Source organism: Agrobacterium cavarae, from assembly GCF_004310285.1.
Classification (GTDB): Bacteria; Pseudomonadota; Alphaproteobacteria; order Rhizobiales; family Rhizobiaceae; genus Agrobacterium; species Agrobacterium cavarae.
The window spans coordinates 91693-104886 of sequence record NZ_SISF01000031.1 but is presented as its reverse complement, the minus strand read 5'-3'; the positions used below and the strand labels follow the sequence as shown (position 1 = coordinate 104886).

Here is a 13194-nt window from a genome sequence, read left to right as displayed (position 1 = left end):
GGCGTTACTGGAGCGGTTTTTCGTATTTGGTGTCGAGCTGATAGAGCCCGTTCAGCGCACCGATGCGCTTCACCAGTTCGGATATTCCCTGAAGGACGAGGAGGGCAAAGCCCGCAAAGATGATGAACTTGACCGGCCAGCGGATGAGGCCGCCGGCATTGGAGGAGACTTCGTTCTGTTGCCACGAGAGCAGGAACACCGGCCAGCTCAGCCAAGCGAGATAGAAGCAGGCGGGAAGCAGGAAGAGAACGAGGCCGATGATATCCACCCAGATGCGGGTGCGCGGTGCAATGGCGCCGTAGATGATATCGACGCGCACATGCTCGTTCATCCGCAGCGTATAGGACGCGCCGATGAGCACGATGAAGCCGAACATGTACCACTGGATTTCCAGGAGGCCGTTCGAGCTGTAGTTGAACAGGTAACGCACAATGGCGTTGCCGGCGCTGACGAGGCAGCAGATGAGAACCAGGTAGCCTGAGAATTTTCCCAGCGCCTCGCTCAACATGTCGATGGCGCGGCTCAGTTTCAAAAGCGCGTGCATTGTTTTCCCCTTTCGATCCCTTTGCGGGTTTTCGAGGAGGAATGTTTATGGCGGAAACCCCTCAGGCGAATCGTCCTCCCACGCCTGCTGCCCCCACCAGAAATCCTCCCTGCTTCCATCGTTATGGGCAGGATTTACCAAATGCAACTAGGAAGAAGGTCGACCATGCGCCATCCCGGTCTTTCCTGCGCGCCGGTGGCGTCGATGTGACAAATGCCAAGGTTTTCCAGCGGCGCGAGCCCGGGATAAATTGCCCGAATTCGGAGCGATTTAGCCGGGCAAACAGCGCGTTACCCGCGTTGCGTCGGCTTCAAATTTTGTGTAGGTCTTGACGCGGAGCGTTCTGTCGCTTGCTTCGTTATCAGGGAAGACATCCATCGGATGATGGGACGATGACGGCGCGCGCAGATCAATAGAGGGGAAACAAGCATGAGCGAACACCATAGCGGTCCAGTCGAAGTCGGTGCGAAGATGGACCTTGCCGAGCATCAGAAGACCTACAATCATTTTCTGCTGGCTTCGAAATACGGCACGATGCTGGTGTGCATGCTGATGATCGCCATGGCCGTTGGTTTCTTCACGACGGGCGGTTTCTTCGGCGGATTGCTGGTTTTCATCATCCTCTCGGCTGCGGGTTTCTTCATTCTCTAAGCGGTTTTGCCGTCATTCACGACAGCGCGGCATCCGTCGCGCTTCATCTCACTCAACGTCATAAGACCGATGAGAGGCGCGTGTCATGAAGGCTCTTTTCCTGTCGCTGTGTCTGGCTGTCTGCTTCTGGCAGGGTGCGGCGGCGCGTGAATTCACCCCCGAGGAAAAGGCTGACCTTCAGGCGCAGATCGTGCGCTTCGAAACCGCGCTGAAGCAGGGCGACTTCGGTATCGTCGCCGAGTCCGTCCCACCCAAGGTTCTTCAGCATATTGCCAGCAAGGCCGGTGTGGATATGGCAACGCTTCGAAGCGCCATGCAGGCGCAGATGCAGATTGCGCTCGCCTCGGTCAAATTTCTCGATTTCAAAATGGATGTCGACAAGGCCGCTTACAAGCAAGCCCCCGATGGCACCCCCTATGTGCTGGTGCCTTCGCGCAGTCTGATGGAAACCAAGGGCCAGAAGATCGAGGCGAAGACCGCGACGTTGGCGCTGATCGATGGCGGAAAGTGGTATCTGGTCAGGATCGATGACGCCCAGCAGATCAATATCGTTCGCGAGGTCTATCCGCCGCTTGCCGCTGTCGAGTTCCCGACGGGAACGATGACGCCGGTGGAGTGAACCGCCCCTGCTGATACGGTGAAAGCGATGCCGACATTTCGCCGTTGGATTTGTGGTTCGGCCACAGCAGCCTCCTTGTGACAGCTTTGTAAGCTCTTTCACCCTCTTTCGCATGAAGGATGGCAAGGTGACCTCCGTCCATCGCGACCGCCGCATCCATCATGATGCAGCAACTGGAGCTTGCGGGCTCAAAGCCTTGATGGTGCAGCCGCATCGGGCAGTCGACACAGGCTTCAATCAAACATTCACCTTCGTTCTTCATGAGATATCAAAACCTCTCATGCAACAGTTCGACCCGGTCGGGGGCGATTAGAGCATCGGCTAAGCCGCTGCGTAGATTTTAAGAAGAGCGTCCTTTGTGCGTCCAGAGGGACGCACGGCGCTCTATCGCTCTAACAAGGGACCTGAAGGTCGATGCTTGCATTTGTTGAACGCCATATAAAGCAGGCATGCGCCACGGACCGCTTTGAGACGAAGAGCAAGGTCCTTTCCTTTGCCCTTCGCACGGCTATCGTCGTGACGCTGGTTGCCGACATATTGAATATCGTCGCCCACCATCTGATGAACGCATTTGGCTTGCTGCCCTACGACGTCTGGCAGGGGGCAACCGTCGGCGTGATCATATCGACCGTGGTGGCCTCGTCGTTGACGTTTTCCATCGTGTATCTCGTGGGTCTCGCCATCCATCATCTGTCCATCTCGCGCGCGACATTCGAACGGCTGAGCCGCACCGACATGCTGTCTGGGCTTCTCAATCGTCGTGCCTTCATGGAAGAGGTGGCGAAGGCGGACGAGAATGCGTCGCTCATCCTGTTCGATATCGATCGCTTCAAGCGCATCAATGACGAGTTCGGCCACGACGTCGGAGACCATGCAATCGTGACGGTGGCACGGCACCTGATGTCTGCCTTCCCGCAACCCCATGTCGTCGCCAGGATCGGCGGCGAGGAATTTGCCGTTCTGGCGGTTCAACTCACCGCCCAGAAACGTTTGACGCTTGCACAGCGGTGCAATGAAATGCTGGCGGCCCGGCCCGTGAACCTCAAGGACAGGCTTGTTCATATCACGCTGTCGGGCGGTGTGGCCGATAAGGAATCCTACGCGTCCTTCGAGGATCTGTTCAACGCCTGCGACAGGGCGCTCTATCTGGCGAAATCATCCGGTCGCAATCAGATCCTCCATAGCGACCTGCTGCCGGAGGACTTTAAAGCGAAAGCCAGCGTGGCTGTGTAGCGCCTTGTATTATTGCGTGTTGCTATCGCAAAGCCGCTGCACATTTTTGATTGGACCATGCTTCCGGTGACTGCTATTGGCCCAAAGCCGTCATACCCGCCCTCTCAGGCCGCCATCATGGTCGGGGTGTAGCACAAGATAGCTCAAGGCAAACATCGGCGTAAATGTGCAATGAGTGCACCTTCCCCTTCTCGACTGCTACTTCAACACCGTGGGTTCCTGAGACCGGCGGACGACGCCCGTCCGAAACTGACAATTATCAAATCACTGAACTTCTTGATCTTTTCGAGAGATTTGATACCGATCAATTGGAATCTGAGGCGACAAGCCTCAATGTTGCAGGCGGACCGACGACATGAACCAATATGCGACGCAGCTCGGCGAAGGCCGCATGGGCAAGCTTATTGCGGCATACGACTGGACCTCGACGTCACTAGGGTCCCTGGAGACCTGGCCAGCGGCTCTTCGCTCTGTCGTGGAACTGATTCTGGGGCAAAGGCATGCGATATGCGTGTTCTGGGGACCTGACCTCACTCTGCTTTACAACGACGCCTATGCGCCGATCCTCGGAGCGAAGGAGGAAGGGGCACTAGGACAGCCTGCGGCAGAAATATGGTGGGATGTGTGGAATGACATTAAGCCCTTCGTGGATCAGGCGCTTTCCGGCGAAGGCACGTGGTCAGAGGAGCTTCCGCTCGTCATGACGCGGAACGGCTTCCCCGAGCAAACATATTGGACCTTCTCCTACAGCCCGCTTTACGACGGCGGCAAGATTGTCGGAATGATCAATGTCGCGTCGGACGCCACGCCGACGGTTGTCGCACGCGAAAGGGAAGCGGCGCTGCACAACGAGATGATCCATCGCCTCAAGAATACGCTCGCGGTCGCAAGCGCGATCGTCTCGTCGACATTGCGTAACGCCTCCGATCTCAATGAAGCACGAACGATCGTCATCGATCGGATCAATGCGTTGGGTCGAGCCCAGGACCTGTTACACGGTGATGCCAGAGAGGTGTCGATGCGCGAAATGATTGGCGTCGCCTTGAGTGCCCACATCGATCATCCCGGACGTATCGATATCCACGGACCCGACCTCACGCTCGCCGCCCAACAGGCAATCGGGTTGTCTCTGGCTGTGTACGAATTAGCCACGAACTCGGTGAAATACGGGGCTCTATCGAGCGACAAAGGAAAAGTCTTCGTTTCCTGGAATTGGAATGATGCGGGCGCGTTGCGCTTCGTCTGGCGAGAAACCGGTGGCCCACCTGTCAAAGCGCCGGTCCGAAAGGGATTCGGATCGCGGCTGACCAACAGCATAGTAGCGGGATATTTTGAGGGTACCGCTGCCACCCACTTCCATGAAGACGGCATCGAGTATGAACTCGAGGGTAAGCTCAAACCCTTTGCTGCGGGCTAGCGTGAGAGAGTGTAGCAAGGTTATTGGCGTGGAACTTAACATACGTGGCGGTCATCGATTGCGGCCGCGACGCCTCCACTAACTGTTGACTGTTCAAACTGTGTTCCGTGGCCCATTTCTGGCTTGTTAGACTAAACCTCGGTACGTCACCATGACCGCTTCTGGCGCAAAGCCGCAGACAACTCACTGTCGGCCGGTGCAAACCGAGCTGATTGCCCCTCAACCGCAGGCCACGGAAGACGCTTTGGTCTCATATGGCGTGCAAGTCGAGCGGGCATTGGCGAGACACCAGACGGAGGTGGAAAAAACCTTGCGCGATCGCGCACGATCCGTGCTGCGCTTCACCCATTTCGACTATCTGATGCTGTCGACGAAGTGGCGAAGCGTACAATATCTCAGAAACAGCTACTGGAAATTTGCGGGGCGATTCCCCCGCAGTGCAGCCTGGTTTTTCACGCTTATTTCCGGCGTGTGGTGAAGCGGTCAGTGTGTCTTCAGCGGCGAAGCCCCGAAGCAACCGATCTCATGAAGCGCGTCATCCATCCATGATGTCACGTTCGTTGAACGCGTCGTATTTTCGGATGTCGCCGCGCATCTTGCCGCTCCAGCGGCGGATGAAAGCGATGGTGTCGGCTGCCTGCAGATGCGCGCTGAGCGCTGCCTGATCGGCCCAGCGTTCCGATATCAGCAGTCGCCCCAAAAGCGGATCCTCCACGGCCGCATCATAGCTGATGCATCCTGGCCGCTTTCGTGTTTCGGCTGCCAATGCTTTGAGGTCTGCGGTGAACGGCGCGAGATCGGCCGGATCGACATGCATATGGCCGGTTATGATCAACATGGATATTGCCTTCCATAGGTGCCCCGACCGCGTGTTTGCGACGACCGGGGCATTGACTGGTCAAGTGGATGATCAGGCGGCGACCAGCACGATCTTGCCCTGAATGCTGCCTTCGGACGCACGGCGATGCGCAGCGGCAGCCTCGGCCAGGGGATAGGTGCTGTCGATGACCACCCGAACGGTGCCATCATCGAGCAGCCGGCCAGCCTCTGCCAACTGCGCTCCGTTCGAGCGCACCTGCGTCGTCGAGACGGTTATGTTGCGCTGGGCGGCTTCGGCGTGGCCTGAAAAGCCCAGCGGGTTTACGAGGAACAATGCGCCATTCGGCTTGATCAAGGGGAGGAAGCGTTCCATGTTCGCGCCGCCCACGAAGTCGAGCACCAGATCGACATCCTTCACCACGGTTTCGACATCCGCCTTCCTGTAGTCGATGAAGAGATCCGCACCGAGGTCTTTGAGAAGCGCCTCGTGTTTGCCGGAAGCCACGGCAATCACCTTGGCGCCCTGCCATTTGGCGATCTGGACTGCGAGATGCCCCACGCCTCCGCCCGCGCCGTTCACCACTACCGTCTTGCCGCCAAGCGGAATGGGCGCGTGCGGGAAGGTCTGGAAGGGGTTCGGCACATCATGCCCGAGGCTCACCAGAAATTGCCAGGCGGTCAGCAGCGACATGGGTGCGCCAGCCGCATGGATGTGGTCGATCCTGGCGGGTTTTGGCGCCAGGTCTGACGCGGGAACCCGGACATAGTCGGCATAGGCGCCGCTTCCGGTCATCAGATCATGCGGGAAGCGGACCATGGCGAAGACGGCATCGCCAACCTTGAACTGCGAGACCTTTTCACCCACCGCCGAGACGGTGCCGGAGATATCGGTGCCAAGGATCAGCGGAAAGATTGGATTGGGCTGCCAGTCCGGCGGAAGTGCGCGATAACCGTCGCGCAAATAGAGATCCGGTGGGTTGATGCTTGCGGCATGGACCCGGACGAGCACCTCATCCGCAGAGATCTGCGGCCGTGGCGCATCCTCATAGAGGAGCACACCCGGTCCACCGAATTCGTGCAATCGCACGGCTTTCATTACTTCACTCATCATTGCCTCACTTGGATTGTCGTCGTGTGAGGGAAGATACGGCCAGCGGTTTCATTTGAAAATCAGGCGGTAATTCGCTTTAATAGTGCCATGAAGGAACAAATCGGAATTGACCGGCTGACGGGGCTGATCGCATTTGCGCGCGCCGGTTCGCTTGGAAGCTACACCGCCGCCGCCCGCTCCCTGGGCATCTCACCGTCCGCGGTCAGCAAAAGCATCCAGCGGCTGGAACAGCAGCTCGGCGTTTCGCTGTTTGCGCGCACGACGCGTTCTCTGACGCTGACGAGCGAGGGGCGTGATCTGCATGATCGGGCGCTGAGGCTGCTGCACGCCGCCGAAGAGATCGAGCAGGCGGCAAAGGCAGCGCGCACCGAGCCAGCAGGCACATTGCGGATTGCGGCATCCCTGCCGATCGGCCTGCATGTCATCGCACCGGTGCTGCAGCAGTTTCGCGCGCTCCACCCGAAGGTGACCATCGATCTGCGTTTGAGCGATCACATGGTGGATCTTATCGAAGGCGGCTTCGACCTTGCAGTCCGCATCGGCGATTTGTCGGATTCACGCCTGCTTTCCCGCCGTCTGATGCCACATCGGCTATGCTGCTACGCCTCGCCCGACTATCTGGCCAGGCGCAGCCCACCGACTCACCCAAACCAGTTGGAGGAGCACGAGACCGTCAGCCTGCGCTATCAAAGCAGCGGCCAGCTGTTTCGCTGGCCTTTCCGCATCGGGGAGAAGGACGTGGAGATCGTGCCATCCTCCGGCATCATCGTCGATGCCAGCGAAGCCGTGCTGGCGGCAATTTCAGCCGGTGCCGGCATCGGCATGGCGACGAGTTTCATGGCCAGCGCTTGGGTGAAGCGTGGCGCGCTCGTGCCGGTTCTTTCCGATTACGCGGTGGACCGGCACAATATCACGGCCCTATGGCCCGAAAGCCGACGGTCCAACCCCGCCATGCGCGCCTTCCTGAACGCGCTGGTGGCGTTGTCGTGAGGGGGCAGGAGCCTTCGCGACTCGCGGGGGCTACGCGTTCTAAAGGCGATATCAGCCAGCCACCTTCTCCAGCTCCGACAATGCCTCAGAGGGAAGCTCGATCGTCGCGGCTGCGAGGTTTTCGCGCAGATGGCCGCGTGACGAGGTGCCGGGGATCAGGAGAATGTTCGGCGATCGCTGAAGCAGCCAGGCAAGCGCCACCTGCATCGGCGTGGCGTTGAGCTTTGCGGCCACGTCGGACAGGGCGGAGGATTGCAGTGGCGAGAAGCCGCCGAGCGGGAAGAACGGCACATAGGCGATGCCGCGGGCGGCGAGCGTGTCGATCAGGGCGTCGTCGTGGCGATGCGCAAGATTGTACTGGTTCTGCACGCAGACGATGTCGGTAATCTTTCCGGCATCCTCGATCTGCTTTGCCGTGACGTTGGACAGGCCGATATGCCGGATCAGGCCCTCTTGCTTCAGATCCGCCAGCACGTCGAGCGCTTCGTCCAATGACCCTTCCGCAGGGCCGTGCACGTCGAACATGGCGCGCAGATTGACGACATCGACCACATCGAGCCCGAGATTGCGCAGATTGTCATGAACGGCCTGTGTCAGCTCCGCGCGTGAGAAGGCCGGCTTCCAGGATGCGTCCGCGCCTCTGCTCGCGCCGACCTTGGTGACGATCAGAAGGTCGCTCGCGTAGGGATGCAAGGCCTCGCGGATGATTTCGTTCGTGACATGCGGGCCATAGAAATCGCTGGTGTCGATGTGGTTGACGCCGCTTTCCACCGCTTCGCGCAACACGGCTACGGCCTCCGCACGATCGCGCGGCGGGCCGAAAACGCCCTTGCCCGCAAGCTGCATCGCGCCATAGCCCAAACGGCGCACCGTGTGGTCGCCAAGCTTGAATGTTGCTGAATTTGTCATCGTGCTCATCGCCTTATCTCCTTTGTGTTGCTGGAAAATAGGCAGGTGGCATATGTGCGACAAGGCGCTATAATCAGGACAGGTTGTCCGTCAGCGCGGACAATGGCGACGGGCGTTGGGAGAGCAAGAGTGGCGGATTTAACGGATCTGAATGCGTTTCTGCTGGTGGCGCGATCCCAGGGATTTCGGCAGGCGGCGCGCGAAAGCGGCATCAGTTCTTCGGCGCTGAGCGATGCGGTGAAGCGGCTGGAAGACGAGCTTGGGGTACGCCTGTTCAATCGCACCACAAGGAGCGTGTTGATGACGGATGCAGGACGTCTCCTCATGGAGCGCACCGCACCCGCATTCGCAGAGGTGGCCTCGGCGTTGAATGAGGTCAAAAGCAGCCGCGGCCGCACCTCGGGCGAGCTTCGGCTCAATGTGCCGATGAGTGCGGCAAAGCTGGTCCTGCCTGCCATCGTGCCACCGTTTCTCGCAGCCTATCCGGACATCAGCCTGGAAATCGTGACCGATGAGAATTTCGTCGACATCATCAAGAACGGCTGCGATGCCGGCATCCGTTATGACGAAAGGCTGGAGCAGGATATGCTCGCCTTACCGATCGGCCCACGCCAGCAGCGCTTTGCCCTTGGCGCATCGCCGGATTACCTGGCACGAAGAGGCATGCCGCAACACCCGCAAGACCTGCTTTTGCATGATTGCATTCTCGGCCGGTTTTCAGGGCGCGCCATTCCGCCCTGGGAATTCGAACGGAACGGAGAAGAGGTGGTCATCAATCCGAAAGGCAACCTCATCGTCCAATTCGGCGGCGGCACCGATCTCGGCATAGACGCCGCCATTGCCGGCTGCGGGATGTCTTACATTTTCGAGGATTGGCTGAGGCCCCACTTCGAGCGTGGCGATCTGGTGCCGGTGATGGAAGAATGGTGGCTACGGTTTCCCGGCCCGTTTCTTTATTACTCCGGACGCCGGCTTGTGCCTGCGCCTCTGCGGGCGTTTATCGATTTCGTGCGGCAAATGAACAGGGATGCGGGGAAGGGTTTGGGTCCAGTCTTGTGAAGATTGGTGACGGGGTCATTTCCATTGCTCTGTCTGGCGGGATCGCCGGAAGGAATCGTAAGGGCTTTCTGGATGGAGACTATCGGGCTTAAGCCTGGGATACCTAGAGGGGAAAAGCTACGCAGAAGACGTTGTGAGATCCGCGCAGGGCGGCCAGGTTCTATAAGTGTCGGGCTCAATCCCCAAGCCTTCGAATGGGGCGCCATTTGGAAACATCTGCCTCTTGGTGCTGACCCACAACCGCATCCCATCGCCAAGGTCCCGCAGGCAAGGTTGTCCGCTGCTTCCGCCTGTTGTCTCACCGACGAGTTCGGCACGTTTGGTGTCCTTGAAAGGCATCACAAAATCCTCAGCGGCTGAGAAGGTGCGTCTGTCAATGAGGATGGTCAGCGGTCCTTCGAATGCTCCTTCGATCGGTTGTCTCCATTCGGCCTCCTCGGCCAGCAAGGAAGGTGGCTTGCCTTGAGCGCGCGCAAGGGCGTTCGTGACGGGTGTGACATATGTCCAGAACCGATATCGATCAGGCATAAGCGCGGCGACGAGTTTGTCGGGTGTGTTGCCGCCGGAGTTGCCGCGAACATCGATCACCAGATGAATGGTGTTGTCGAGAGATTTCAGAAGTCGGATAGCATCAGCTTCGAAGTGAGGTTGAGCGAAGCTTGGTATGGTCAAGAGGTATCTCTCGCCGTCCACCAGCCAGCGACCTGTCGTTGCAGTACCGCCGTCGGGAAGCTCCTTGCCACGATCGATTTTTTTCTTCGAGCCATCGTCCATCACGATTTCAAAGGAAGGTGGAAACAGGAAAGGCTTCGAGAAAAGGCGGGTGCGTTGCTCACGAATGCTGGAGCCCGGCACGAACGCCAAAAGCCTCGACGCCATCTCATCGATTGGCCGGTCGTCGATCTGGAGAATTCGAGCTCCCAGAGAAATATCATCATAGGCTGATTTGGTAACGCACCATCCAGCCTCGTCGTGCGTTACGTCCAGTCCTATGGGCGCACCATGCTCCTGCCAGAGCCATTCATCGGAAAATGCGGTGTGCCCGTTCCTCAGCTTCGCGATAAACCGCATCGTGGCCAGATCGAAGCCGAGGCGATCCGGCGCCTCGAAAGCCTCTTCGACATAGGCCTTGAACTCAGCCTCAAAGTCGAAACTGGCAAGCGCCTCCCAGTGCGCGAAGCAAGATCGGATCGCTTCATATATGCCAGCGACGGTCTCACCGCGCCGCGACGCTGACAATGTCCTTTGCGCTTCCGATCGATCAATGTCTTGCGTTGCCATCTCCAGCCTCAGCTCAATAGGCGATGTTGAGATGACGTGGCTATATTGACCTGCATGTCAACGGCTGGTGTTGGCGCAAAGCGGAGACCGTAACTGGCCCGAAGCAGTCATGGTGTCCACAGACCAGTGCTTGTGCTAGCGTTGAAAAGAAAGAGATACCGATTGTCATGAGAGCACGACAGGCACTGACACTATTCTGCGTCATCGCTACGGCGATCTTGGGGCACGGATCGGCCTCCGGAGGAGTGATGACGAGAAGTGGAATTATCCGACAAATCAAGGCATCTGCGCTTGAGGTTGAGATAAGTACAATTTTTGAATTGGAGTTAGGGGAGCCGCCGGAAATCGATGGAGACCAATATAAAATCACCCCGGAAGGCTCTCAGCAATTTGCAATGGATGGTAGTGGCGGAACGTTCAACCTGATGCCGGACGGCAAAATTCTTCTCATCGACTCTGAGGGATCGTTTGGGGTCGTCGCGTCCGACTTTAACGGGTTTGTCGCTATAGCCACGGGATTACCAAGCTGGCGTGACGCGTTGAGATTTGTAGGCCAGCCAGACTTACGGCAAGCGCGTGCCGCCTGGACTGCCTATATTCAAAAATGGGGCATGGACGAGGCATTAAACAAGCCGTGGCCATATAAGCCCGGAGGCTATTCTGTCGCGACACCCGGCGAGGCAAGGGAAGCTATCCGAGAACGACTAGGTGTTGGTGCTTCCGCCGATCCCTTCGCTGCGCTCTACCGCGCAGTGAACGAGCTTAACGACGGGGTGGCTGTTTCCTGGCAGGGCGAACCACTCATTCTTTTTGGGCGTCAACCCTAGAAGTGCCCGAGCGTGCCGCCGATGAGGGGCCCAGCATAAGGGAAACCGCCTTCCGCGCATCGTCCGCTGTTAACGCGAGACCGACGTTCGACCAGTCGTTTCCATGTTGCGATTGGACGTGAAGCCATGGCGTCATGTCGCGATCTCTTACTCAACCAGAATCGACGAAGGCGTAGACCCGCGAGAAGTCCGCTCGAACGGCGTCATTTCGGTTGATCATAAAAACGTAGTCGCCGTGATCACTGAAGTTGAAATCCGCTTCGCCTCCGGATGCGAGCTTGACCAGAATGAACCAGCCATCCGGCGCGGAGATATCAGACCAGCCGTTTTGTGCTGCATGTTTCGCAGCCATCTGCTGGATCGCAGCGAGATCACGCACGCCGGTTATTCCGAACATCTGGTGCTGCGGTCCATCTCCGATTTTAAAGCGCTCGCTGACCGCGATAGAAAAATCCGACGGGTCTTCGATCCCAATATCAGCATAGGCCCTCGGGTTGTTGTTTGGGCCACGCTGGCCGAAGGGAGCGCTAAGCGAGCGTTCGAAGCGCAGCGTTTGCGCCGAGCGGCTGAACTCGTATTCAGAGGCGAAAGCCCTGACGGGTATCCCGTCACGGCTGAATGTCAAGCGACCGCCCTCGTCCGTGCTGACCGATAGTCCGTCGACGGCCTGTCCGTTTGGAACGAACCGCTTGAGGTCGCTATCCCAGACGATCATCTGCGATACCGAGATTGCCGTGTCCATCGCGTCTGCCGAAACTGTATGGGGCGTGAGAGTTGCGTCCGCCGGTGTGTAGAGGACGCGCCAATCCGTGTAGTCCGTTCCCGTGAAGAAGGAGATCAGCCCGGATGCCGGTAGCTCTTCCGGTCGATCAGGCACGTCAGCAAGATTGATCTGGGCAAGATAATTGAGGTGCCAGCCGTTGTCGTCGCGCGGCCAATCCGTGTCGGCGGGCAGGTCAGGGCCTCCGCCGATGCGGCTCAGGCCCGTCATTTCGGGGTCGGCGGCATTGGATTCAACCATGGCAACCGTCGGCATGACGATCAGTCGCAGGGCCTCACGCTTATCCTGCAACCCAGCGTCAGCTACCGCCGCGTTGAAGCGCTCCTCGATACCGGCCACGGGTGCCATCGAGGCTGCTGCATTTTCAAGGCGCCGTTCTTCCTGGCTTTGCTGGATGCGAATGGCCGACACCTTTTCCATGCTGTCCTTCAGTTTTTCAACGACGGCTGCTGTCTCAGCCTCCGCCGCAGCTCTTACCTCGTTCGCGGCATTGCCTTCGAGCTTGAGGCGGATCGATTCTAGCAGACGCTTGAAATCTGTCTCGATCTCGGCGAGCTCCGGCTCACTGACCATAGCAGTGGCGTGATACCAGGTAGAGCCATCGGCCGACACCAGAAGCGCACGCAGCCGATACCAGTTGCGTTTCTCCTTCGTCTCCCAATCCTGCAAACGATCCTTTACTTTGCTCATCTCGCCTGGCATGCCTGCGAAGGTCACAGCTTCACGCCCAATGATCTTGCCGCCATCATCTTTGAGGCGGTCGCTGAGCCATTTTTCGGGCGATTTTCTCTCGCGCTTAGCAGACCACACGCTCATCTGTGGTGAGAACGCCGTCTCCTGATGACGACGCAATCCTATTGACCCTGCAAAGACACGGGTATTTTCAAACATAGGATTTGCTTCAACGGAGAACTCCGGCGTTTCGACCAACTTCATATGAGACTCCCAACGCG

The 13194-nt window shown here is 58.3% G+C and carries 14 protein-coding genes; 8 read left to right on the top strand and 6 right to left on the bottom strand.

Going from position 1 to position 13194, the window contains the following annotated elements:
- Positions 1-4 precede the first annotated feature (4 nt).
- Complete coding sequence (locus EYC79_RS13905) at positions 5-544, bottom strand: TRAP transporter small permease subunit (RefSeq protein ID WP_062439430.1); 540 nt, start codon at positions 542-544, stop codon at positions 5-7.
- 429 nt (positions 545-973) lie between these two features.
- Between EYC79_RS13905 and EYC79_RS13900 the strand changes: the two genes are divergently transcribed.
- From EYC79_RS13900 to EYC79_RS13880, 5 genes are all read left to right on the top strand, one after another.
- Positions 974-1195 (top strand): aa3-type cytochrome c oxidase subunit IV, encoded by a 222-nt coding sequence (locus EYC79_RS13900; RefSeq protein ID WP_062427815.1) that lies wholly within the window; start codon positions 974-976, stop codon positions 1193-1195.
- Positions 1196-1280: 85 nt separating this feature from the next.
- Positions 1281-1814, top strand: coding sequence for a hypothetical protein (locus tag EYC79_RS13895; RefSeq protein ID WP_130978376.1), 534 nt, complete (start codon positions 1281-1283; stop codon positions 1812-1814).
- Between the two features lie 414 nt (positions 1815-2228).
- Positions 2229-3047, top strand: coding sequence for a GGDEF domain-containing protein (locus EYC79_RS13890; RefSeq protein ID WP_112956116.1), 819 nt, complete (start codon positions 2229-2231; stop codon positions 3045-3047).
- Between the two features lie 355 nt (positions 3048-3402).
- Positions 3403-4464: a sensor histidine kinase gene (locus EYC79_RS13885; protein WP_245495287.1), complete on the top strand. Its 1062-nt coding sequence runs from the start codon at positions 3403-3405 to the stop codon at positions 4462-4464.
- Positions 4465-4615: 151 nt separating this feature from the next.
- Positions 4616-4942 carry a hypothetical protein gene (locus tag EYC79_RS13880; protein ID WP_130978375.1) on the top strand — a complete coding sequence of 109 codons (327 nt, stop codon included), beginning with the start codon at positions 4616-4618 and terminating at the stop codon, positions 4940-4942.
- Between the two features lie 57 nt (positions 4943-4999).
- On the opposite strand, the gene EYC79_RS13875 is transcribed toward EYC79_RS13880, so the two are convergent.
- Together EYC79_RS13875 and EYC79_RS13870 are read right to left on the bottom strand one after the other, a co-directional pair.
- Positions 5000-5302 (bottom strand): putative quinol monooxygenase, encoded by a 303-nt coding sequence (locus EYC79_RS13875; RefSeq protein WP_062598923.1) that lies wholly within the window; start codon positions 5300-5302, stop codon positions 5000-5002.
- 72 nt (positions 5303-5374) lie between these two features.
- On the bottom strand, positions 5375-6391 hold the full coding sequence (locus EYC79_RS13870) for an NADP-dependent oxidoreductase (RefSeq protein ID WP_116491902.1): 1017 nt from the start codon (positions 6389-6391) through the stop codon (positions 5375-5377).
- 90 nt (positions 6392-6481) lie between these two features.
- Between EYC79_RS13870 and EYC79_RS13865 the strand changes: the two genes are divergently transcribed.
- Complete coding sequence (locus EYC79_RS13865) at positions 6482-7384, top strand: LysR family transcriptional regulator (protein ID WP_130978374.1); 903 nt, start codon at positions 6482-6484, stop codon at positions 7382-7384.
- Between the two features lie 51 nt (positions 7385-7435).
- On the opposite strand, the gene EYC79_RS13860 is transcribed toward EYC79_RS13865, so the two are convergent.
- Entirely contained in the window at positions 7436-8302 is an 867-nt protein-coding gene (locus EYC79_RS13860; protein WP_130978373.1) for an aldo/keto reductase family oxidoreductase, read from the bottom strand.
- Positions 8303-8395: 93 nt separating this feature from the next.
- Here EYC79_RS13860 and EYC79_RS13855 point away from each other — a divergent pair, with 93 nt between their 5' ends.
- Positions 8396-9352 (top strand): LysR family transcriptional regulator, encoded by a 957-nt coding sequence (locus tag EYC79_RS13855; RefSeq protein WP_165457038.1) that lies wholly within the window; start codon positions 8396-8398, stop codon positions 9350-9352.
- 117 nt (positions 9353-9469) lie between these two features.
- On the opposite strand, the gene EYC79_RS13850 is transcribed toward EYC79_RS13855, so the two are convergent.
- Positions 9470-10633, bottom strand: coding sequence for a S41 family peptidase (locus tag EYC79_RS13850; RefSeq protein WP_130978371.1), 1164 nt, complete (start codon positions 10631-10633; stop codon positions 9470-9472).
- 248 nt (positions 10634-10881) lie between these two features.
- Here EYC79_RS13850 and EYC79_RS13845 point away from each other — a divergent pair, with 248 nt between their 5' ends.
- Positions 10882-11460: a hypothetical protein gene (locus tag EYC79_RS13845; protein ID WP_130978370.1), complete on the top strand. Its 579-nt coding sequence runs from the start codon at positions 10882-10884 to the stop codon at positions 11458-11460.
- Positions 11461-11611: 151 nt separating this feature from the next.
- On the opposite strand, the gene EYC79_RS13840 is transcribed toward EYC79_RS13845, so the two are convergent.
- Positions 11612-13177, bottom strand: coding sequence for a DUF1963 domain-containing protein (locus EYC79_RS13840; RefSeq protein ID WP_130978369.1), 1566 nt, complete (start codon positions 13175-13177; stop codon positions 11612-11614).
- Positions 13178-13194: the final 17 nt, after the last annotated feature.

Excerpts from the sequence above, each read along its gene's own strand:
- EYC79_RS13900 (WP_062427815.1), top strand. The coding sequence starts at position 974 with ATGAGCGAACACCATAGCGGTCCAGTCGAAGTCGGTGCGAAGATGGAC.
- EYC79_RS13840 (WP_130978369.1), bottom strand. The coding sequence starts at position 13,177 with ATGAAGTTGGTCGAAACGCCGGAGTTCTCCGTTGAAGCAAATCCTATG.
- EYC79_RS13905 (WP_062439430.1), bottom strand. The coding sequence starts at position 544 with ATGCACGCGCTTTTGAAACTGAGCCGCGCCATCGACATGTTGAGCGAG.
- EYC79_RS13870 (WP_116491902.1), bottom strand. The coding sequence starts at position 6,391 with ATGAGTGAAGTAATGAAAGCCGTGCGATTGCACGAATTCGGTGGACCG.
- EYC79_RS13865 (WP_130978374.1), top strand. The coding sequence starts at position 6,482 with ATGAAGGAACAAATCGGAATTGACCGGCTGACGGGGCTGATCGCATTT.
- EYC79_RS13855 (WP_165457038.1), top strand. The coding sequence starts at position 8,396 with ATGGCGACGGGCGTTGGGAGAGCAAGAGTGGCGGATTTAACGGATCTG.
- EYC79_RS13895 (WP_130978376.1), top strand. The coding sequence starts at position 1,281 with ATGAAGGCTCTTTTCCTGTCGCTGTGTCTGGCTGTCTGCTTCTGGCAG.
- EYC79_RS13875 (WP_062598923.1), bottom strand. The coding sequence starts at position 5,302 with ATGTTGATCATAACCGGCCATATGCATGTCGATCCGGCCGATCTCGCG.
- EYC79_RS13860 (WP_130978373.1), bottom strand. The coding sequence starts at position 8,302 with ATGAGCACGATGACAAATTCAGCAACATTCAAGCTTGGCGACCACACG.
- EYC79_RS13850 (WP_130978371.1), bottom strand. The coding sequence starts at position 10,633 with ATGGCAACGCAAGACATTGATCGATCGGAAGCGCAAAGGACATTGTCA.
- EYC79_RS13845 (WP_130978370.1), top strand. The coding sequence starts at position 10,882 with ATGACGAGAAGTGGAATTATCCGACAAATCAAGGCATCTGCGCTTGAG.
- EYC79_RS13890 (WP_112956116.1), top strand. The coding sequence starts at position 2,229 with ATGCTTGCATTTGTTGAACGCCATATAAAGCAGGCATGCGCCACGGAC.
- EYC79_RS13885 (WP_245495287.1), top strand. The coding sequence starts at position 3,403 with ATGAACCAATATGCGACGCAGCTCGGCGAAGGCCGCATGGGCAAGCTT.
- EYC79_RS13880 (WP_130978375.1), top strand. The coding sequence starts at position 4,616 with ATGACCGCTTCTGGCGCAAAGCCGCAGACAACTCACTGTCGGCCGGTG.